Raw genomic sequence first — 19591 nt, 5'->3', positions numbered from 1 at the left:
TGCTCAATAATGCTGCGCATTACTTTCGCAAAGATAATGTCTCCCGTAGGTCGACCTTATCTTTCCTGTGGGACCTAGCGGGTTTGAGAGACCCCACAGGAACGAAGTAACGAGGAGGCTCGATACCCGCCCCACGGAAAGCGAGCGATAAGCTTCGGAAAATACGACTTTTCACTTTTCTCGACAACCTGACAAAGGCAGGACTGGCATCAGTCCTGCCTTTGTTTTCGTTTATCCTTGCTAACGGCAGACCGGAGAATATCGCCTGTCCATCCTTTTTGCTTGAAATACAAATACAATAAGAACGTAGAGGCGACAATAACCAATATAGCTGCCACATAGCCAAAACTCCAATCGAGCTCTGGCATGGCCTGGAAATTCATCCCCCATAAAGCGCCCCACGCCATGACCGGTGTAAACAAAGTGGTCAAAACGGTGAGTGTTTTGACGATTTCATTGCCCCGGTAATTAGCGACGACATTTTCCATATCGACCATATTGTTAATTTCGTCTTCGTAGGATTCAACAAGCATGACACAGCGATCGATTCGTTTGGATGTCCGCTTGTATTCTCTTCGATCCCAGACGTTTTCACCAAAAGTTTCCTCTACTGCCATGATAATTTCACGAAATCCCATGATCAAATGCTTCCATAATAAGATTTCATGGCGCACTTCTTCGATGCTTTCCAAGGTTTTGCGGTTGTTATGTTCTTTGATATTCCATAGCAAGTGATGGAGCCGCTCCTCAAAACGGTCAATTTTATGCAACACCGAACCCACCATGCCTCCAAGTAAAATCATCATCACTTCGATTGGCGATTCTGCAGTGTCCATCTGTTGGATCATCAAATGCCTTGGCATGTCTGAGTCTTCTTCGAAATCAAGCGTGCTGGTCACCAATAGCTCTGCCGATACATAAAAATGAAAGACGTCCTGGGCATCCCGGGCCAGGCGGCTTTGCTTGTAAATCAATGAACCCCATAAGATTTCCTTGCCGAGCTGAGAAGTGTCGGCATGCAGTAGATTGACGGTCAATTTATTCGATTGATCGATCCATTGCTGCAGCCGCGGATTTTCTGTGAGCAATTGGCGGAAATCCGCTGCCTCCAGCACGTTTTCTTCTTGCCACACTGCATCTTTAAATTGATGTCTCGTCATATGCCTCCCCCTATCTTTCTGACGAATCGCCTTCAAACGATATTCCATTCACCGACCACGCAAAAAATGCCGCTCTATTGCAAGCGGCCGTTGGTACTAGTCATCGTTATGGTTGTCAGGGGTCCGGTCACGGTACTTTTCATTGGAATTTTCTTCGTATTCCAACTCCCTGTCTGGCATCGGATCCACGTCTTTCTCTCGCGGCTGATGACGGACCGTTTCCATATCTGGCAGCAGTTTCTCGCCTTCTTGCCCTTTTCGTTCTTTGTCCATGCCATCGCCCTCCCGAAAGCTTCGTTTTCTCTACTTTACCCCAGGCCCAGTTTTTGAATCCTGCTAAGGCCGTGCGCCCACAAGTTTTTTGAAAAGCTCCAAATCATCCGGATAAGCCAGTTCCAATTTTTCGATGTCTTCCACCGATTTCCAAGCAATGTCCTCAATCAAAAAATCACCTTTTGGAATCACCAATTCACCGCCTGCTACAGCGACCTGGAAATAATGCAAATCAAAGGACACGGCAGCATCTTCGTAATTGCCATCCCGTGTTTTCAAGAGTTCGCCTGCTTTGACCGTCAGTCCCGTTACTTCCTCAAATTCCCGTTCACAACATTGTTCGAGTGTTTCGCCAGCTTCTATGCCGCTTGCCGGAACCGACCATTTGCTGTCTTCTTCCGGTGCTTTCATCAGCACCAATAAAATTTCATCACGCTCATTTACACAGACGCCAGCTGCGCCTTTCCAATTCGCCATTTCCATCAAATCGCTCCTATCGCTTTTTTCTCAATTTCCTCGACCATCATTTGTTTTCCTTTTATGTATTGTTCGATGTTCAACGGGTATTGTTTCGCTAACTCCATCTTCAACTCCCCATAAGCTGCAGCAGTTTGCGGATTGGCCTTCAAGAAATCCCGGAAGGCGAGATGGCGAACAATTTCCGGATTGCCTTGTTCATAACAATGGACGTGATGCGTACGTTCGTTGCCACCTCGTTCAAAATAGCGCCTGCCCGGCAGCCCATTCTCCCCTTTCGCTTGATACCCAAGCTTTCGAAATTCTGCTTCAAAGCGATCGACAGCCATTATATCCACAACTTCTATGAGCACATCAATCACTGGCTTAGCGGCAAGTCCCGGTACTGCGGTGCTGCCGATATGCTGCACATCTAGGCAGCCGGCTTCGAGCACTCCACAGATTTCTGCAGCGGCTTCTTCAAACGCTGCTTGCCACCTTTCATCATAAGCCGTGACAATTACTTTACGCATCGTCTTCCTCCCCTTGTCCAATTAAAAAAATCACCTTCTCTGACATGGCAGCCCCTCGACTCCCATTGTACAAGAAAAGATGATTCAGAAAACGGACTTTTCGCCCATCAATTACTGCAGAATGATGTCAAAATCGGAAAACTGCAAACTCTGCCTATTTGTTTGTCGCGTGTTGCTCCAATACGAGCCGATGCGTAACATCCGGTAAACCGACATCTCCCGAAAAGCCATTTGCACGGTAAAAAGCGTCTGCTGAAGCGGAATCTGTCCGCACCACCAGCTCACTGAATTGTCCTTTGGCAAAGTCAATGATCGCTTGCAATAACTTTGTCCCAAGTCCCTCTCTTCTTGCGGCGTCCGCGATATAAAGGCGTCTCAGCCTGCCAATCCCTTCTTTTGTGGAGTAAGGATCCCGGTTCAATCCACCGATGGCGACTAATTTTCCATGGGGATCAAATACGCCATACAACACTTCCCCTTGCTCGCCAAAGCGATTGCTGCCGTCTTCGTATTGATCGACGAGTCTCCTCAAGAAACGATATCCTTCCGCTTCACTTTCTTCCACAAGGCCCATCGCATCCACTTCACGCAAGTCTTCGATTTCTCTGATCTCCATTGGCATATCCGCTTCCTCCTTTAAAGTAAGCATTACAGGAAAAGGGCTGGACCAAATCGTGTCATAACGTTTTGGGCAGCCCTTTTTCTTTCCATTAGACAGTCGTATCTTCCATGCGTTCGTTACGTGCTTCCATTTTCTTCACGATATAGATGCTGGCTTCGTAAAGCCCAGCCATCGGAACCAATACCAGCAGCTGGCTGAGAAAATCTGGTGGCGTGATCAAGGCAGAAACAATCGCCAATCCAAGATAGGACCATTTCCGGACTTTTTTCATCGAAACAGACGTCAAGACGCCGATTGACGATAAAAACAAAGCCAAGATAGGCATTTCGAACAATAAACCGAGCGGGATCGTGGTCATGATCAAGAAATGGACGTATTCGTTTGCCGAAATCATCACATCAAAATTCGCAGCGCCTAGGCCAATCAGGAATTGATAGCTTAGCGGGTTGACGATAAAATAGCCGAAAGCGACGCCGAATAAGAACAATAGCAGCATGACTGGCGAATACACGCCAAGAAATTTAGCTTCAGTTTCCTCTAGCCCTGGTTTAACAAACTGCCAGATAAAATGGACCAAAAACGGCAGTGACAAACCAAGCGCCATGGTGGCCGAAATCGATGTATAGAATTTCACGACTTCAAGAGGCCCAAGAATCACCAACTCATTGCCTTTCACCACATATGGGAACCAGAAGTTCAATGTGGAAAAGACGAGCAGCAGGAAAAACAAGAAAACAATAGCGCTTTTGATCAATTGTTTTCGCAAATCCCCCAAATGATCGACCAAGGTCTCTATCCGGTCTTCGGGTTCTTCAGGAGGTTTTTGCCCTCCTCCGCTTGAATTCGGCTTTTTCGACACCTCGCCGGTTTCATGTTCCGTTTCGGAGTCGGTTTTCTGCTGCTCCTGTCCCGCCGGATCTTTGCTCGCCTTTTTTTTATGCAAGGGACTAATCAGCTTGTTTTCTCCGTACGGATCCATTTAACCACCTTCACAAACTTTCGGTTTTATTCGTTTCGGTTGTTTCTTTTTTGTCTTTCTTATCTTTGTCGTCTTCCTCATCGTCGTCCATTAGCCCTTTCGTCGAACGCTTGAACTCCGCGAAAGTTTTGCCAACGGCTCCGCCGATTTCCGGCAATTTTTTAGGCCCGAAAATGATCAGCACGATGACCAAAATAATGATTAAGCCGGGTACACCGATCGAAGCTATTCCACCCATATCTTTTCCTCCTCACGAATTAAACTAAAGAACCGCCATCTTTGCTGTATTTAATGATGCCTTCTGCACAACGATAGGCCAATGCCCCTACAGTACCGGTCGGGTTATAGCCGCCATTGTGCGCGAAATTCCCAGCGCCTACAACAAACAGGTTTTCCATATCCCAATGCTGCAAGTAATTATTGACGACGCTCGTAGCTGGGTCGCCACCCATAATGGTACCGCCTGTATTATGTGTCGTTTGGTAAGGAACAATGTCGTAATCAGAAATCGGCGATCTGCCGACGACCGTTTTCGCTCCCATTTCCTGCATGATTTCAGAAGTTCTTTCCGTAATGTATTTGTGCAATGCCCGGTCTTGGTCGGTAAAGTTATACGTCAATTGCAATAGAGGCATTCCATAAATATCTTTGTAGGTGCCATCGAGCGTCAAATAATTGTCGCGGTGCGGGATCGATGCCCCTTGTGAACCTACGGACAATGTGCGAGTGTAGTTCTCGATGGATGCTTTCTTGAACTCTGCACCCCATGCCGGTGTATCCGGTGGCAGCGGGTTGGTTGCAATCGGGCGAGCCCCGGTCTGCGTCATGGAAATACTGCCGCCGTGAATGAAGTCAAGGTCGCTATGGTCGAAAGCGTCGCCATTGAAATCATCAATGGTCATACCGAGTGCGCCAGCTCCCATAAAGACATTCATCTGGTCTTCGAAGAAGCCAGAAGCTCCCGGAAGAATCTGGTAGGCATAGTTTTTCCCAAGCGACCCTTGACCGGTTTCAGGATCGTACATTTGGCCAATTTCCGAAACCATTAGGAGCTTGGCGTTATTCATGACGTAGCTTGTCAGTACAACCACTTCCGCCGGTTGGATAAACTCTTCAAACGTTACCGTGTCAATAAAGCGCACGCCCGTTACACGATCGCCTTCTTTCATCACTTCCACTACGTTTGAGTTAAAGCGGATGTCGTAATTCCCTGTTTCACGTGCAGCGGGTACAACGGTGATTTCAGGTGACGTCTTCGCCCCGTATTCACAGCCGAAACGCTCACAGAACCCGCAATATTGGCAAGCGCCAATTTGTTGGCCATCCGGATTTTCATAAGCTTCCGACAAGTTGGCGGAAGGCATCATGAACGGTGTATAGCCGAGATTGCTAGTAGCTGTTTCGAATTTGGAGAGCAATGGCGTTTTTTTCATGGCTGGCGTCGGGTACTCAGAAGAACGCTTGCCCCAGAATGGGTTTTTGTCTTCACCCGAAATGCCTGCTGTTTTTTCGAATTTGTCGAAGTATGGCTCCAGTTCATCATACGTGATGCCCCAATCCTGCAGCGTATACTCTGCAGATAATTTATTGGCACCGTATTTTGCGTCCGTCATGGACTTAATTTCAAAATCATACGGCAAGAATCGCCAAGTTTGCCCATTCCAGTGCGTCCCTGCACCACCCAGGCCTTCTCCTAAAAGGAAAGAGCCCAATTGCCGCATTGGCAAGGCCTTCTGGTTTCTAGAGTTGCGGAATGTAATCGTTTCTTTTGATAAATCCTGCATCAATTCGTAGCGAATTGCATAGCGGTATTCATCATGGACCATTGAATAATCTTCGGTCGACCGCTCTTTCCCGCGTTCAAGCCCCATGACTTTCAGTCCTTCTTTCGCACATTCCGCAGCGATAATGCCGCCAGTCCAACCGACGCCAACCGTCACTACATCCACTTTATCCAGTGTTGTTGCCATACGTACTCCCCCTTTTTATGTTAGCTCAGCATATCTCCTACTGAGTGCGGTTCGATTTCCGCAAAGTCTTCACTTTCGATGTCATTGATGTAAGCTGCCTGGTGTCCAGGGAATCCTTTCATGCGCCAAGCTTCCATGTTTTGGTTACCTCCGTAGATTGGATCGGCATAAGCGCCGTTCAATGTTGCCTGGCGAAGCAGGCGGAAAAAGAATTGGGCGTTGGCCCCTTGCATGTCCACTTCGTCATCTTGGAAAGCTGTCAGGATTTCATCCATTTGCTCGCCTTCTAAGTCGACAAAATTCGCTTCAAAACGGCTTTGTGCTTCTTGCTGCATTTTTTGCAAGCCTTGTCTGAACAATTCATTGCGTTTCAAACGGCTTTGATAGCCTTGAGTGGCTTCACCTTCCTCAAAGGGTGCCTGCATGTATTCTTTTGAGTTCTCGCCATAGCTTCCGGCAAGTTGATGATCGATAAAGAATGGCACTCCAAGACCGATTGCGCCTGGTCCTAGATCATCCTCCGGGAAAATCCGCTCGGTCGCTTGCTGCAATACGGCAAACTCCTGTTGGTTTTTGAAAAACTGCAAGCCGCGTACCGCTTCGGTTGTTCCACCGCCGCCACTGTGCCCAGCCTCTCCACCGCTTGTGGATGCCGTGTCCTGACGTGTATTTGCACCGATTACTCCACCAATGATTCCTCCACCGACGAGAGCGCCTGCCGCAATCCCCGACGTTTTCAGGAAATCGCGTCTAGAAACATTTTTCTTCTCTGCCATCTCATGCGCCTCCTTTTAATAAGTATAAAAATTATAAATACTCAATAACTATACCCCACATTATAGGCCTCTTAACTTCGAATTCAATAGTTTTCCGACTATTCACTAAAAAAATGCGAATTTAACAAAAAAAAATCCTTTGCATAGGAGCAAAGGATGACATAAAAAAGGCCGAGGGAATGGTCACCTCGGCTTTGTAGCTTATAAAGATATTAGTCTAGAATTTTGATTGTGATGTTTTTGCGTCCCCATTTCAAAGCTTCGCTTTGTGTTGGGATGAAGACGTCGATTTTGTTGCCTTTGATTGCTCCGCCAGTATCGCCAGCGATAGCTGTTCCGTAGCCTTCAACCCATACTTTTGAACCGAGTGGGATGACGGATGGATCAACGGCGATGACTTTTTGGTTCGGGTTCGAACGCAAGTCAATGCCAGTACGTGTGATGCCTGAGCATCCTGCACAGTAAGCTGTGTATGCTGTTGCAGATACTGTCATTTCTTTACCTGATTGTGTAGAAGCCGCTGCTGGTTTAGCCGCTGCTGGTGCACTCGCAGGTGTTGGTGCTGCTTGAGTTGATTTTGGTGCTTCTTGTTTAGCTGGAGCAGTTGCTGTCGCTGTTGCTTTAGCTGCTGCACCTTTTACTGCGAATTCTTGTCCAGGGTAGATCATGTGGCCAGAAATGTTGTTCCAGCTCATCAATTGATCCAATGAAATTCCGTGAGCGGAAGCGATCTTGAACAATGTGTCGCCGCTTTTAACTGTATAGGTTGATGATGAGTTCGTTGATTTCGTAGATGCCTGTTCTTTACCTTCGACAGAAAGCGTGTCGTTCGGGAAGATCAAGTCAGATGACAAGTCATTCCAGTTTTTAAGGTTTTGTACTGAAACATTTTTTTCTTGTGAGATACCCCAAAGAGTGTCACCCGATTGGACTGTATACGATGAATTAGCGCTTGCTGTTGTCGCTGCGCCTACACTTAATGCCGCAATTGCCGTTAGTGTAACGATTTGCTTTTTCATAATTGAAATTCCTCCTTTTCACTAACACAAGACACAGCTTAACATGTGCGCATTGCAAGAACATGACAGAACGACAGATGAAATTTAACAATTACATTACGTCAATCTTTTAAATATGACAGCTTGTAATAAAACTGAACATTCTTTCTTCTTAGTTGCTATCAAGTTTTTCTACCCTACAGCTCTTTTTTCTATTATTAATAGCGATAGATTGGATTAGCTGCCTTTTGTTGGGGGAATAAATAATTACAGCACTCGATACATTTCATTCAATCTAGCTTTTAGTTTAGGAGGAACTCATTTGAAAAATGTCACAATCGTTTTTTGGATTTCGCTGGCCATCTGCCTAGCCATGGTTACTTGGGGAGTTGTCGGCCCTGAAAACTTCCAAGCGCAGACCGGCTCGCTTACTTCGTGGATCTCATCCACATTTGGTTGGTATTACTTGGCATCAGTCTTCATTATTCTTGTTTTTTGCCTTTATTTGATTTTTTCCAGGTTTGCCGACATCAAACTCGGCAAACCTGGCGACGACCCAGAATTCAGCCTTATTTCTTGGTTCGCGATGTTATTTTCCGCTGGAATGGGCATGGGGCTCGTGTTCTGGACAACTGCTGAGCCGATTTCCCATGCTTTTATCAGTGCCCCCCGTTCTGAACTGGGTTCTAACGAAGCTGTGAGGGAAGCAATGCAATTCTCGTTTTTCCATTGGGGCATCCATGCTTGGGCAATTTATGGTCTTGTCGCTTTGTCGCTTGCCTACGCGAAATTCCATAACGGTTCACCAGGACTGATCAGTGCGACACTCATTCCACTGTTTGGCCAAAAGCGCATGAGCGGCTGGCTTGGCAAGCTGATCGATACGCTCGCCGTCTTTGCAACGGTTATCGGTGTCGCTTCCACACTCGGCTTTGGCTCTGCACAAATCAATGAAGGATTGTCTTTCCTGTTCGGTACACCGAATACGTTCGCCTTTCAATTATTGATCCTTGCCGTCGCTACTTTGTTATTTATCATTTCGGCTTGGTCCGGAATCGGCCGAGGCATTAAGTATTTAAGTAATATCAATATGGTGCTCGCTTTCATCCTGCTTGGCATGCTGCTTGTTGTCGGCCCGACGCTATACATTATGAACATGTTTGCCGATTCACTCGGCGGCTATTTTTCCAACTTCCTATCAATGAGTTTCAATTTAGAGCCATTGAACAGCGACCGCCGCGCCTGGGTAGATGGCTGGACTGTCTTTTACTGGGCTTGGTGGATATCTTGGGCGCCATTTGTCGGTATTTTCATTGCCCGTATTTCACGAGGGCGCACTGTTCGGGAATTCATGCTCGGTGTTCTCGTTGTCCCGTCTCTCGTCTGCTTTATTTTCTTTGCCGTGTTTGGGGTTTCGGCTTTGGACCTCCAGCAAAAAGGCATCGATACGATTTCCGATTATAGTTTGGAAACAGCCACATTCGGCGTGCTGCAGCATTATCCGCTTGGCACCGTAATGTCTATCCTGACATTATTCGTCGTCGCGATCTTCTTCATCACTTCTGCCGACTCCGCAACATTCGTGCTCGGCATGCAGACAACCGGCGGCTTATTGAATCCCCCAAACTTGGTAAAAATCACTTGGGGCTTGATCCAGTCAGCCGTTGCGGCCATCGTCGTCTACAGCGGCGGTACACAAGGTTTGCAAAACTCATTGATTATTGCCGCCTTGCCGTTCTCGGTTGTGGTTTTGCTGATGGGAGCCGCGTTCTTGAAAGCGGCTAGCCAAGACCCGGTAGCTGTAAAGCGCAAAAAAAATCCAATGTGACGCAACAACAAAAAAATGCCCGGCAAGCTACATCGCTTGCTGGGCATTTCTCTTTTTTATTTGAATACGCTTGTGCTATGCAAAGGCTGTACTCTGGATTTCGGATCCAAGTAAGATTTTGCATTGTTGATGGCGGTTGGTGCTTCACCGAAGCCGACCGCGATCAATTTCACTTTCCCTTCGTAGGTGGCAATGTCACCTGCTGCATAGATACCCGGGATATTCGTTTCCATTTTGGAATTGACGATAACCGAGTTCTTCTCCATCTCAAGGCCCCACTCTTTGATCGGTCCAAGGGATGTGATGTTGCCGTAGTTGACGACAACATGGTCGACTTCAAGGCGTTCTTCGTTTCCTTCTTTGTCTTCCAGCACAAGCTCACGGATTTCACCGTTCTCGCCAACCAGTTCCTTGACGTTGAAAGGCTTCTTGACTTCCACGGTCGACTGCATCATCGTATCGATATTCGCTTCGTGTGCCGTCATTTTCTCGCGGCGATGGCTCAAAGTTACTTGCGACGCCACATTCTCAAGCATCATCGCCCAGTCAACCGCAGAGTCGCCTCCGCCGAGAACTACAACTTTTTTATCGCTAAACAAGGTTAAGTCTCTTACACCGTAATGCAAAGTTTTGCCTTCAAATTGTTCAGCACCATCTACTGCCAATTTACGCGGGTGGAAAGCCCCGACGCCAGCCGTCAACAGGATCGCTTTCGAGTAATGCGTCCCTTTATCTGTTGTAATGGCAAAATGTTCGTCTTCGCGTTCGACTGACGCGACCGTTTCTTCCAAGCAAATTTCAGGGTCGCCGTATTTTGCTTGCTCGACAAGGTTGTCCACCAAATCTTTCGCCAACACTTTCGGGAAACCGCCAATGTCATAAATGAATTTGTCCGGGTACAATTCCATCAATTGGCCGCCGAGCTGCGGAAGGCTATCCAATACTTTCACTTTCATTTTGCGCATGCCGCCATAAAACGAAGCGAACAAGCCGGTCGGGCCGCCGCCGATGATTGTAATATCGAAGATTTCACGTTCTTCCATTTCCAACACTCCTAATCTAATCAATATATCCATCCTACCACATCTATATAGGGTCTCCGCCATTGGACTTATGGCGGAAATCCGAAACCAGCATTTCCATCCCTTTTATTCTATCGTAAACTGAAACAAGGAACCAAATGGAAAGGATGATAAATGTGGATCTTGGATTAAAAGAAAAAGTAGTAGTCGTCATGGCTTCCAGTAAAGGACTCGGCAAAGCATGCGCTTTAGAGTTTGCCAAAGAAGGGGCAATCGTCGTCCTCTCAAGCCGACGCCAAGAATCGGTCAATACAGCTGCCGAAGAAATTCGCACAGAAAGCGGCAATGAACATGTCTATGCATTTACATGCGATATGTCACAAGCTGACGATATCCAGCAATTATTCCACAAAGTTGACGAACAATTTGGGCGCATCGATGTGCTCGTCAACAACACCGGCGGCCCAAAAGCGGGCGGATTCGGCGATATGAGCGATGCCGACTGGTATGCCGCATTCGATCAAAACTTATTGAGTTATATCCGCACATGCCGCGAAGTGCTTCCTTATATGAAAGCGCAACAATTCGGCCGCATCATCAACATCTCCTCTTCTTCCACAAAGGAAGTGATTGACGGCTTGATCTTATCAAATACGATGCGTGCCGGCATGGTCGGCTTTGCAAAAACACTTTCTCGGGAAGTGGCAGGAGATAATATTTTGGTCAACACCGTTGGCCCCGGCAAAATCTCAACCGATCGTGTTGCCGAATTGACTCAAGCAACCGCGGATAAACAAGGCCTTTCTCCAGAAGAAGTTTTGAAACATACCGAAGCGCAGATTCCTAGCGGCCGTCTAGGCGAGCCCGCTGAATTCGCCCGTACCGTCGTCTTTTTGGCTTCCGCTGCCAATTCCTATGTCACTGGACAATCAATCGTTGTCGATGGTGGATTCCTGAAGGCGCTATAAGCCCCTTTTCAGTAGGCAGTGGCACCAAAAGCCGATATACTAAAGAATGAACCAAATGAAAAGGAGATGTTAGATATGGCGAAAAAAGGCCACATGCACATGGAAAACGGCGAAGTAATCGAATTCGACCTTTTCCCAAATGAAGCACCAAACACAGTTGCAAACTTCGAGGAGCTTGCAAACTCTGGATTCTATAACGGCGTTGTTTTCCACCGCGTCATTCCAGGTTTCGTTTCCCAAGGCGGCGACCCAACCGGAACTGGCATGGGCGGCAGCGGCAAAACGATCAAATGCGAAACTGAAGGCAACCCGCATAAACATCAGCCAGGCAGCCTTTCTATGGCTCACGCCGGCAAAGACACTGGATCAAGCCAGTTCTTTATCGTTCACGATTCACAGCCGCATCTTGATGGCGTCCACACAGTTTTTGGCCAAGTAACAAAAGGCCTTGAAACTGCAAAAGCTATGAAAAACGGCGACAAAATGGAGAAAGTTCACGTCTTTGACGCTGAATAATCCCTTGTAAAAAACGTGCCCCTGCGGCACGTTTTTTTGTTTTGGTGGGATTTAAGGGGTTCGATAATTAGAGATTAAAGATTAAAGATTAAAGATTAAAGATTAAAAAATCTTCCGCTTTTCGACTTCGTTTCAGGGGGGCTGCTTGCCGTGGGGCGGGTGTTGAGCCAACGTGCCGCAAAGAACGCGCCACGTTTGTCTCGCCAGCCCGCGCGGTCCCACAGGCGTCAGCCCCCCCTCCACTCCGTCTCTAGTTTTAGAAGGGAAACAAACTTCTTCTATCTGCTTGATGAAAAATGTCTAAATGCATCATATTTTGTAACTCGTATCATTTGGATCAAAGAGAATGCGATTTTCAGTCCTCTTTCTCCAACAAGATATTCGGTTCAAATATTTACTAGTCAGATGCCGCATCCCGGGAAGCGATTTCCCCACTAGCCGGCAACTTTATATAAAAGCAGATCGGTTTAAACAACCCTGTACAACGAAATCTCCAAGCCGCAAGCGCCAAGGGTGAGCCGACGCCATAAGACAGGTGTTCTTCCTGGCTTATGGCAAAAGGCCATCCCAAAGCACGGCGGCGACTAACACACCGAAGCTCAACCAAAACGCCAAAACTCTTCCGCAAGCAAACCCTCGCTATCTTATTTCAACCATCACCTGGGAAGCGATTACCCCACTAGCCGGCAACTTTATATAAAAGCAGATCGGTTTAAACAACCCTGTACAACGAAATCTCCAAGCCGCCAAGCGCCAAGGGTGAGCCGATGCCATAAGACAGGTGTTCTTCCTGGCTTATGGCAAAAGGCCATCCCAAAGCACGGCGGCGACTGCCCAAATGAAGCTCAATCCAACGCTCAAGAATAATTCCGTTCAAAAACCCTCGCTATCTAATCCCAACTTCGAACAAATTAAAAAAGCGCGCCCAAAAGGCACGCTCTCCCATCTATCGTTACAACACTTTACTCAAGAACGCTTTCGTCCGTTCGTGCTGCGGATTGCCGAACAATTCCTTCGGCACATTCTCTTCCACAATATAGCCGCCGTCGATGAACAGCACGCGATCGCCCATCTCTGCCGCAAAGCCCATTTCGTGAGTCACAACGACCATGGTCATCCCTTCTCTCGCCAATTGCTTCATGACATCCAGCACATCCCCGACCATTTCCGGGTCAAGCGCCGAAGTCGGCTCATCGAATAACATGATTTTCGGATCCATCGCGAGCGCCCGCGCAATCGCCACACGCTGTTTCTGGCCACCGGACAACTCGCCGGGATAAGCTTTCGCTTTTTCGCCCAATCCGACTTTCTCCAGCAACTCATAAGCTTTCTTCTCGGCTGCTTTCTGATCGCCTTTTTTCAATTTGATCGGTGCTAACGTCACGTTCTGAAGAACCGTTTTGTGCGGGAACAAGTTAAATTGCTGGAACACCATACCCACGTCTTGGCGCACTTTATTAATGTCCACTTTCGGGTTGGTGATGTCTGTCCCTTCAATATAAACATGGCCTCCACTGATGTCTTCCAAACGGTTTAAGCAACGAAGAAACGTACTTTTGCCGGAACCGGAAGGGCCGATGACGCAAATGACCTCTTTCTCTTCGACAACGGTACTCATATCTTTGATAACTTCCAAATCTCCGAATGATTTTTTGAGGTTTTCGACTCTGATCATACTCATCGCAATACAAACTTCCTTTCCACAAAGCTCGCGAGCATCGAGAGCAAGTAAATGACGATAAAGTAAATGATGCCGAGGATCAAATACACATTAAACGCATCGAATGTGGCACTTGCCTGAATGCGCCCTTCCTGCGTCAAATCCGCTACCCCGATAACCGATAAAAGCGAAGTATCCTTCAAGGAAATGATCGCCTGGTTAGTAATAGTTGGGAGCATGCGGCGGAACGCCTGAGGCAAAATGATATGGCGCATCGTCTGCGTCGAGCCTAACCCAAGCGAACGGGCCGCTTCTGTTTGCCCTTTGTCGATCGACTGAATGCCTGCCCGGATAATTTCCGAGAAGTACGCACCGGCATTGATCGCGACGGTCACAATTCCCGCGGTCGTGTTATCGAGCGAAAAGAACCCAAGTGAGTTCAAACCGAAGTAGATGAAGAACAGTTGGACGATAAACGGCGTCCCGCGGATTGCATCCACAAAGATTTTGGCGATCCAGTTCAAGATTTTGAACGGTGCCAAGCGCAGCAAAGCGACCACTAGGCCGATCAAGAAGCCCAAGACGATGGCAATGCTGAAAATGTATAGTGTGACTTGCAGGCCTTCCATTAAATACGGAAAAGCATTGATGATTGTCTGCACCCTCAGTTCCCCCCCTTGCATAAAAAAATGCAGCGCGCGAATGCGCGCTACATAATGTTATTCTGCGATGTATTTGTTTAAGATTTCGTCATATTCGCCGCTATCGCGCAACTCCTGCAAGCCTGCATTGATTTTCTCAAGCAGTTCCGCATTTTCGCCTTTTAGCACAGCGATGCCGTATTGGTCGCCTGTCAAGCGTTCGCCGACCGTTTTCAAAGCGAGTTCGCTTTCTGCGATGGCATAAGCGATGACTGGGTAATCTTCAAGAAGCACATCGGCATTGCCGTTTGATACTTCCTGGAACATCGATGGGCTGTCTTCGAACTGGGAAATTTCATAACCGTATTCAGCTTCGTTGTCACGCGCAAATTGAGCGCCAGTGGTTCCACTCTTGACAGCAACCGTCTTGCCTTCTAAGTCTTCGAGTGAAGTAATGTCGCTATTGTCTTCCGCTACAACCAGGGAAAGACCGGCATCGAAATACGGATCCGAGAAATCCACAATTTCTTTGCGTTCATCAGTAATACTCATGCCCGCAATCGCTACATCCAATTGATCAGCTTGCAGCGCTGGAATGATGCCTCCGAAATCCATTGGGTTGAATTCAATTTCAAAGCCTTGGTTTTCAGCAATCGCATTGATCAAATCAATATCGATTCCTGTGTATTCTCCCGCATCTTCAAATTCAAATGGTGGATAAGTCGTGTCGATGCCAACGCGGTAGGATTCCCCTTCACCGGATTCGCCACCACCAGCTTCTTCTTCCGAATCGCCGCACGCGGCAAGTACCATGAGAACTGCCAGCAATAATGCTAATAAAGTCCATTTCTTCATTAATACACATCCCCCTCTGTTCTGTATTGGTCATTCTATTGACTAATATATCACATTATTCTCAAATTCAGAACCTTTCGAATGAAGTTTACTAGGAAGGAGGATGTGTACTTGCGCCTTAATGACTAGCCTTAATGGCTGATGGCGCGTTTTTTATGGAGCCGGTAAAACAAGCGAAAATTATGCGTGAGCGTCTTCAAGACTGCATAGGTCGGAATCGCAATCAAGATTCCGATAAATCCGTATAAGGAACCTGCCACCATCAATAACAAAATAATCGTCAAGGGATGTACGTGGAGACGATTGCCCATAACATTCGGCGTGACGAGATTTCCTTCGAGCTGCTGAACGACCAATAGCACCAGCACGACTTTAAATGCCATAAACAAGCCTTCGTTCAACAGCGCCACTAATATCGCCGGGATAATCCCGATAATCGGCCCGAGAAACGGGACGACTACTAAAAACATTGCGAACACAGCCAAGGTAAACGCGTATTCAAGCCCGATGATCAAATAACCGATATACATCAAGACGCCGATTACCGCCGCGACGATGGCCTGCCCTACTACGAAGGTGGATAAAGTTTCATCCAAATCTTTCAGCAATTTCTTCCCTTCCGGCTTATGATCCTCCGGAAGCCGTTTCACTGAATAAGGGATGAATTTATCATCATCTTTCAATAGGAAGAACAAAATAAATGGCACTACAACCAAAACAATGGCTGCGCTGACCAACATACTGAGGAGACCAATGACGTTCTCAAACAAATTACTCGAAAGGCTTTGGATATAACTATAAATTCGGTCGCTGATCTCCTGCCCGGAAATACCCCCAAACTCAAATCCTTCCAATAAATTGTTCGACTCCGAACTGACTTCCTCCACTTTCTCAGGCGCCAAATCCACCAAGCTTTTGCCTTGTTCAATCAAGGTCGGCCCGAAAAAATAGACAAGACTTCCCAAGGCCAGAGCAATGACCGCAAAAACAATTCCGATTCCTGCGATCTTCGGCATGTGGCGGGCAAGCACCCGTACCAAAGGACGGAGCAGGTAGTATAAAATACCGGCGATGACGATTGGCGCAAATAGCGTCGCAATAACGATGCGGATCGGTTCCCAAATATAATCCAATTTGCTAAGTACGTATAAAGTAAGGGCAAGCAATAAGATGCCGGCGGTGTATTCAAAAAATGGCTTTCGGATCCACATGTACTGACACTCCTTTCAAATTTAGTTCCACACTCAAATCATACACGAAGAAAAAGCGAAAGCAGATGATTTTCTGCCTTCGCTCGTTCAGTAATTTATTTGTCTTCTTCGAGTTCGCGTAATTCCTTCTGGGTTTGCGGAAATCCGTTCGCTTGCCACTCTTCGCGGTAAGCTGAATCCAATTGCGAGAGTCCTTGTTCACTTGAATCTTCGATAGCGTAGACACTTTCGCGTTCATCGATTTCCTTGCTATTGTGCATATCGATGTCTTCTTGTACCTGGACTGTATTTTTTTCTTGATAGGCTTTATAGACGAAAACTCCTGCAGCCGCTGCAAGCGCACTGCCTACTACTGTATTCATCGTTGATTTTTTCATCAGAATCCCTCCAAAATAATGCGTCTTTCTATTGCTCTTCCTCTGTATACCCCGAATCCTTATTATTAAGCAGGCTGAAATTTTTCACCCTAAATTTTCTTATGAGTTTTTTTGGGGCGAGTTACGCATAACGCTCTATATCGTTTAACTGTTCCCGCATCTTCTCACCGACACCAGCTGCAGAAGCTGGATTTTGTCCAGTAATCAAACGTCCTGATTCAATGACGCAAGACTCGAGCGGAAGCTGAGCGATTTGAACATGTGCCCCTCGCTCTTTCATTTCATGCTGCAAAGAAAACGGGATGTCTTTATAGAGGCCAAGGAGCTTTTCTTCCAAATCCGAAAAGCCGGTAGCCAGATGGCCGGCTAATAACGGGCTGCCATCGGACAGACGAACGTTCAATAAACCGCTGGGTCCGTGGCAAACAGCTCCCACTACGCCGCCTTTTTCGTAAATATTCGCCGTCATCCGCTGCAATTCCTCATTGTCCGGGAAATCCCACATCGTCCCGTGTCCGCCGGTAAAGTAAATGGCGGCGTAGTCGGCTGCTTTCACTTGCCCCGGCGTCAGCGGCTGGTCTAGTTGGCGCTGAATATTTTTGTCCAAATAATAATGCCGCGTCCGGCCATTGATCAAGGCTGCCGGCAGGCTTCTCGGGTCGATCGGTACTTTTTCGGCTTTCGGGCTGATGATGTCCACTTCAAATTCGTCTTTCACTTCGTGGTAGAAATCTGTCAGTTCCCGCAGCCACAAGCCGGTTTTTTTGCCGCGATTTCCCAGTGTCTGGTGATTTGTCACGATAATGGCTATTTTATTCATGGCGTATTCCTCCCCATCCAGTCATATCCTTTTATATTCCCTATCGTCTAAAAATTACTCACGGCAATGGGCTCGATGTGCAGAATATAAAAAAAGACCCGCATCATAGCGGATCTTTCCCGGTTTGCAAGAGACCTATCAAACTGTCGCGAAATTGATCGTTATCCGCCTGTTGGCGCTTTTTCGGACCTTTCATACGCCCTCCACCTTGGCGGATTTTTTTCGCGACATGGCGCCCGTGAAGCAATTGCTCAATATTATTTTCATCATAAATGCGCCCATTCTGGTCGATCGGCACTCCGCGTTTTGCAAGCACCATCGCAGCAAGCCCATAATCCTGCGTGACGACAATATCGTCAGGTTTTACACGGTTCACCAAAACAAAATCGACTGCGTCCGCTCCCTTCGATACCGTCAACGTCTCCGCCCCGTCGCGGTGCATTTCATGGGACGTATCGCAAATAAGCAGCACCGGCCACTCGAAACGCTTGGCCAGCGCAATCGTCATATCGACTACCGGACAGCCGTCTGCATCAATAAGAATTTTTGCCATCGGCTTCCTCCCTCACCAGTTCATCGGCTAGTTTTTCGGCCGCTCTCCGGTACAGATTGCTTTTATGGACAAGCGATGCGATGAACAGCACTTTCGAAAGCTCCCCGCCCTCATCGCTTTGCGTGTTCGCGACGGCTTCAGCCTGCCGCTCCAGTTCTTCTTTAAAGGCAGCATGATTACCCTGCTGAAGCGCCAGGTATATTTCATAAAATGCAGATAAATCCAGTTCTCGCGCTTGTGCTTGTTCGTTCACTTTTTCCAGCACTTTTTTCACGTCGTTAATGGACAATGTGCTTTTCATCTGATAAATCAAGCTGATGAGCATGATGTGGTCAGGTGTGTATTTTTTTTGCTGCACCGGATAGAACAGCTTGCCTTTGGCGTAGTTATTGATCATCGTTTTCGTCAATACTTTATCGTCCGGATACCTTTTCGTCTCATGAAAAGCCGTTTCGAATAATTGAATGACTTGATCCACATACAAATCGATTTTTGGGATATCGCTTGTGCGGATTTGGCTATCGAGAGCCAATTGGCTAATGAGCCGATCGATGCTTTCCATTCGCTTCACCTCAACTTCTGTTTCTTCATTTTACCCTATGATGGAAAAGCCGACAAACTTGACCGGTGAAATTAATGCGTATATTATTATATGTAGTTTCAATAACTACGTAACAGGAGGCATATATCCATGACTGCATTTATCCGAGAACCTTTCAATGCTTTGTCCCATTTGGCAGGAGCCCTTTTGTCCTTTTCCGCTTTGCTCGCAATGGCCATCAAAGCCGCCTATTCGCAAGCACCTGCGGCACACGTGACAGCGGTCGTCATCTTCGGCCTCAGCTTGATCCTGCTATATACCGCTTCGACCGTTTACCATTCTGTTAAAGCGCGCCCTGCGGTCATCGCCTTTTTCCGCAAATTGGATCATTCCATGATTTTCTTGCTGATTGCTGGTTCCTACGCACCATTTTGCCTAATTGCGCTTGAAGGTACGCTTGGCTGGTCAATCTTCGCTATTGTGGCCTTGCTTGGCATTAGCGGCATCCTCTTCAAGATGATCTGGTTCCATTCCCCTCGCTGGCTATCGACCGCCATCTATATCCTCATGGGATGGATCATCGTCTTTGCAGCGGCTCCGCTAGCCGCAAGCATTTCCGCTGCTGGATTGTGGCTGCTCATTGCCGGAGGTCTTTTGTACACAATCGGCGGCGTCATCTATTGGCTCAAGCCTGATTTCCTTTCTTCCCGTTATCTAGGCTTCCACGAAATTTTCCATATTTTCATCTTGCTCGGAAGCACTTGCCATTTCCTAGCTGTTTACTTATATGTGTTGTAATGCAAAAAGAGCCGCTCTCTAATGAGAACGGCTC

23 protein-coding genes are annotated in these 19591 nt (G+C 47.2%); 4 read left to right on the top strand and 19 right to left on the bottom strand.

Annotated elements, in window-relative coordinates; translation table 11 throughout:
* Window positions 1-209 precede the first annotated feature (209 nt).
* From BBI11_RS02030 to BBI11_RS01990, 10 genes are all read right to left on the bottom strand, one after another.
* Window positions 210-1160 (bottom strand): magnesium transporter CorA family protein, encoded by a 951-nt coding sequence (locus BBI11_RS02030; protein ID WP_068460148.1) that lies wholly within the window; start codon window positions 1158-1160, stop codon window positions 210-212.
* A gap of 96 nt (window positions 1161-1256) precedes the next feature.
* Window positions 1257-1433, bottom strand: coding sequence for a hypothetical protein (locus BBI11_RS16420; protein WP_167358134.1), 177 nt, complete (start codon window positions 1431-1433; stop codon window positions 1257-1259).
* A 63-nt stretch (window positions 1434-1496) separates the two neighbouring features.
* Window positions 1497-1916 (bottom strand): NUDIX hydrolase, encoded by a 420-nt coding sequence (locus BBI11_RS02025; protein ID WP_156889022.1) that lies wholly within the window; start codon window positions 1914-1916, stop codon window positions 1497-1499.
* Window positions 1916-2422 carry a GrpB family protein gene (locus BBI11_RS02020; RefSeq protein ID WP_068460146.1) on the bottom strand — a complete coding sequence of 169 codons (507 nt, stop codon included), beginning with the start codon at window positions 2420-2422 and terminating at the stop codon, window positions 1916-1918. Before BBI11_RS02020 ends, BBI11_RS02025 begins: the two co-directional genes overlap by 1 nt.
* Window positions 2423-2576: 154 nt before the next feature.
* On the bottom strand, window positions 2577-3044 hold the full coding sequence (locus BBI11_RS02015) for a GNAT family N-acetyltransferase (RefSeq protein ID WP_068460144.1): 468 nt from the start codon (window positions 3042-3044) through the stop codon (window positions 2577-2579).
* A gap of 88 nt (window positions 3045-3132) precedes the next feature.
* A complete protein-coding gene (tatC, locus tag BBI11_RS02010) occupies window positions 3133-4023 on the bottom strand; it encodes a twin-arginine translocase subunit TatC (protein WP_068460143.1) in 891 nt (296 codons plus the stop codon).
* Window positions 4024-4033: 10 nt separating this feature from the next.
* Window positions 4034-4261, bottom strand: coding sequence for a twin-arginine translocase TatA/TatE family subunit (tatA, locus tag BBI11_RS02005; protein ID WP_068460140.1), 228 nt, complete (start codon window positions 4259-4261; stop codon window positions 4034-4036).
* A 19-nt stretch (window positions 4262-4280) separates the two neighbouring features.
* Entirely contained in the window at window positions 4281-5993 is a 1713-nt protein-coding gene (locus tag BBI11_RS02000; protein ID WP_068460138.1) for a GMC family oxidoreductase, read from the bottom strand.
* Window positions 5994-6013: 20 nt separating this feature from the next.
* A complete protein-coding gene (locus BBI11_RS01995) occupies window positions 6014-6769 on the bottom strand; it encodes a gluconate 2-dehydrogenase subunit 3 family protein (protein WP_068460136.1) in 756 nt (251 codons plus the stop codon).
* 212 nt (window positions 6770-6981) lie between these two features.
* Window positions 6982-7788: a LysM peptidoglycan-binding domain-containing protein gene (locus BBI11_RS01990; protein ID WP_068460134.1), complete on the bottom strand. Its 807-nt coding sequence runs from the start codon at window positions 7786-7788 to the stop codon at window positions 6982-6984.
* A 301-nt stretch (window positions 7789-8089) separates the two neighbouring features.
* Here BBI11_RS01990 and BBI11_RS01985 point away from each other — a divergent pair, with 301 nt between their 5' ends.
* Window positions 8090-9595 (top strand): BCCT family transporter, encoded by a 1506-nt coding sequence (locus BBI11_RS01985; protein WP_068460132.1) that lies wholly within the window; start codon window positions 8090-8092, stop codon window positions 9593-9595.
* Window positions 9596-9651: 56 nt separating this feature from the next.
* Here BBI11_RS01985 and BBI11_RS01980 read toward each other — a convergent pair whose 3' ends face one another.
* A complete protein-coding gene (locus tag BBI11_RS01980; RefSeq protein WP_068460129.1) occupies window positions 9652-10638 on the bottom strand; it encodes an NAD(P)/FAD-dependent oxidoreductase in 987 nt (328 codons plus the stop codon).
* Between the two features lie 155 nt (window positions 10639-10793).
* Here BBI11_RS01980 and BBI11_RS01975 point away from each other — a divergent pair, with 155 nt between their 5' ends.
* Complete coding sequence (locus tag BBI11_RS01975) at window positions 10794-11585, top strand: SDR family oxidoreductase (protein ID WP_068460127.1); 792 nt, start codon at window positions 10794-10796, stop codon at window positions 11583-11585.
* A 75-nt stretch (window positions 11586-11660) separates the two neighbouring features.
* Window positions 11661-12101: a peptidylprolyl isomerase gene (locus tag BBI11_RS01970; protein ID WP_058381931.1), complete on the top strand. Its 441-nt coding sequence runs from the start codon at window positions 11661-11663 to the stop codon at window positions 12099-12101.
* Window positions 12102-13053: 952 nt separating this feature from the next.
* Here the strand turns inward: BBI11_RS01970 and BBI11_RS01965 are convergent.
* From BBI11_RS01965 to BBI11_RS01930, 8 genes are all read right to left on the bottom strand, one after another.
* Entirely contained in the window at window positions 13054-13782 is a 729-nt protein-coding gene (locus BBI11_RS01965; RefSeq protein ID WP_068460125.1) for an amino acid ABC transporter ATP-binding protein, read from the bottom strand.
* The gene (locus BBI11_RS01960; protein ID WP_068460122.1) at window positions 13779-14423 is read right to left on the bottom strand and encodes an amino acid ABC transporter permease; all 645 of its coding nucleotides are present in this window, start codon (window positions 14421-14423) and stop codon (window positions 13779-13781) included. The genes BBI11_RS01965 and BBI11_RS01960 overlap by 4 nt, the downstream gene beginning before the upstream one ends.
* A gap of 57 nt (window positions 14424-14480) precedes the next feature.
* Window positions 14481-15257 carry a transporter substrate-binding domain-containing protein gene (locus BBI11_RS01955; RefSeq protein ID WP_068460120.1) on the bottom strand — a complete coding sequence of 259 codons (777 nt, stop codon included), beginning with the start codon at window positions 15255-15257 and terminating at the stop codon, window positions 14481-14483.
* A gap of 131 nt (window positions 15258-15388) precedes the next feature.
* On the bottom strand, window positions 15389-16468 hold the full coding sequence (locus tag BBI11_RS01950) for an AI-2E family transporter (protein WP_068460119.1): 1080 nt from the start codon (window positions 16466-16468) through the stop codon (window positions 15389-15391).
* A gap of 95 nt (window positions 16469-16563) precedes the next feature.
* Window positions 16564-16845 (bottom strand): hypothetical protein, encoded by a 282-nt coding sequence (locus tag BBI11_RS01945; RefSeq protein ID WP_068460117.1) that lies wholly within the window; start codon window positions 16843-16845, stop codon window positions 16564-16566.
* 121 nt (window positions 16846-16966) lie between these two features.
* Window positions 16967-17665, bottom strand: a complete 699-nt coding sequence (locus tag BBI11_RS01940; protein WP_083388973.1) for a type 1 glutamine amidotransferase domain-containing protein — start codon at window positions 17663-17665, stop codon at window positions 16967-16969.
* Window positions 17666-17768: 103 nt separating this feature from the next.
* A complete protein-coding gene (locus BBI11_RS01935; RefSeq protein WP_068460115.1) occupies window positions 17769-18218 on the bottom strand; it encodes a YaiI/YqxD family protein in 450 nt (149 codons plus the stop codon).
* Window positions 18199-18780: a DUF1836 domain-containing protein gene (locus BBI11_RS01930; protein ID WP_068460114.1), complete on the bottom strand. Its 582-nt coding sequence runs from the start codon at window positions 18778-18780 to the stop codon at window positions 18199-18201. Before BBI11_RS01930 ends, BBI11_RS01935 begins: the two co-directional genes overlap by 20 nt.
* A gap of 129 nt (window positions 18781-18909) precedes the next feature.
* Here BBI11_RS01930 and trhA point away from each other — a divergent pair, with 129 nt between their 5' ends.
* Window positions 18910-19557, top strand: coding sequence for a PAQR family membrane homeostasis protein TrhA (gene trhA, locus BBI11_RS01925; protein ID WP_068460112.1), 648 nt, complete (start codon window positions 18910-18912; stop codon window positions 19555-19557).
* Window positions 19558-19591: the final 34 nt, after the last annotated feature.

The sequence above is a fragment of the Planococcus maritimus genome (assembly GCF_001687625.2).
GTDB classification, from domain to species: domain Bacteria; phylum Bacillota; class Bacilli; order Bacillales_A; family Planococcaceae; genus Planococcus; species Planococcus maritimus.
The sequence above is the reverse complement of the archived record's forward strand: the minus strand, read 5'-3'. Positions and strand labels throughout refer to the sequence as shown.

What these genes read in the sequence shown, in the direction of transcription:
- BBI11_RS02030 (WP_068460148.1), bottom strand. Translation starts at nt 1,160, where the DNA reads ATGACGAGACATCAATTTAAAGATGCAGTGTGGCAAGAAGAAAACGTG.
- BBI11_RS16420 (WP_167358134.1), bottom strand. Translation starts at nt 1,433, where the DNA reads ATGGACAAAGAACGAAAAGGGCAAGAAGGCGAGAAACTGCTGCCAGAT.
- BBI11_RS02025 (WP_156889022.1), bottom strand. Translation starts at nt 1,916, where the DNA reads ATGGAAATGGCGAATTGGAAAGGCGCAGCTGGCGTCTGTGTAAATGAG.
- BBI11_RS02020 (WP_068460146.1), bottom strand. Translation starts at nt 2,422, where the DNA reads ATGCGTAAAGTAATTGTCACGGCTTATGATGAAAGGTGGCAAGCAGCG.
- BBI11_RS02015 (WP_068460144.1), bottom strand. Translation starts at nt 3,044, where the DNA reads ATGCCAATGGAGATCAGAGAAATCGAAGACTTGCGTGAAGTGGATGCG.
- tatC (WP_068460143.1), bottom strand. Translation starts at nt 4,023, where the DNA reads ATGGATCCGTACGGAGAAAACAAGCTGATTAGTCCCTTGCATAAAAAA.
- tatA (WP_068460140.1), bottom strand. Translation starts at nt 4,261, where the DNA reads ATGGGTGGAATAGCTTCGATCGGTGTACCCGGCTTAATCATTATTTTG.
- BBI11_RS02000 (WP_068460138.1), bottom strand. Translation starts at nt 5,993, where the DNA reads ATGGCAACAACACTGGATAAAGTGGATGTAGTGACGGTTGGCGTCGGT.
- BBI11_RS01995 (WP_068460136.1), bottom strand. Translation starts at nt 6,769, where the DNA reads ATGGCAGAGAAGAAAAATGTTTCTAGACGCGATTTCCTGAAAACGTCG.
- BBI11_RS01990 (WP_068460134.1), bottom strand. Translation starts at nt 7,788, where the DNA reads ATGAAAAAGCAAATCGTTACACTAACGGCAATTGCGGCATTAAGTGTA.
- BBI11_RS01980 (WP_068460129.1), bottom strand. Translation starts at nt 10,638, where the DNA reads ATGGAAGAACGTGAAATCTTCGATATTACAATCATCGGCGGCGGCCCG.
- BBI11_RS01970 (WP_058381931.1), top strand. Translation starts at nt 11,661, where the DNA reads ATGGCGAAAAAAGGCCACATGCACATGGAAAACGGCGAAGTAATCGAA.
- BBI11_RS01965 (WP_068460125.1), bottom strand. Translation starts at nt 13,782, where the DNA reads ATGAGTATGATCAGAGTCGAAAACCTCAAAAAATCATTCGGAGATTTG.
- BBI11_RS01955 (WP_068460120.1), bottom strand. Translation starts at nt 15,257, where the DNA reads ATGAAGAAATGGACTTTATTAGCATTATTGCTGGCAGTTCTCATGGTA.
- BBI11_RS01950 (WP_068460119.1), bottom strand. Translation starts at nt 16,468, where the DNA reads ATGTGGATCCGAAAGCCATTTTTTGAATACACCGCCGGCATCTTATTG.
- BBI11_RS01945 (WP_068460117.1), bottom strand. Translation starts at nt 16,845, where the DNA reads ATGAAAAAATCAACGATGAATACAGTAGTAGGCAGTGCGCTTGCAGCG.
- BBI11_RS01940 (WP_083388973.1), bottom strand. Translation starts at nt 17,665, where the DNA reads ATGAATAAAATAGCCATTATCGTGACAAATCACCAGACACTGGGAAAT.
- BBI11_RS01935 (WP_068460115.1), bottom strand. Translation starts at nt 18,218, where the DNA reads ATGGCAAAAATTCTTATTGATGCAGACGGCTGTCCGGTAGTCGATATG.
- BBI11_RS01930 (WP_068460114.1), bottom strand. Translation starts at nt 18,780, where the DNA reads ATGGAAAGCATCGATCGGCTCATTAGCCAATTGGCTCTCGATAGCCAA.
- trhA (WP_068460112.1), top strand. Translation starts at nt 18,910, where the DNA reads ATGACTGCATTTATCCGAGAACCTTTCAATGCTTTGTCCCATTTGGCA.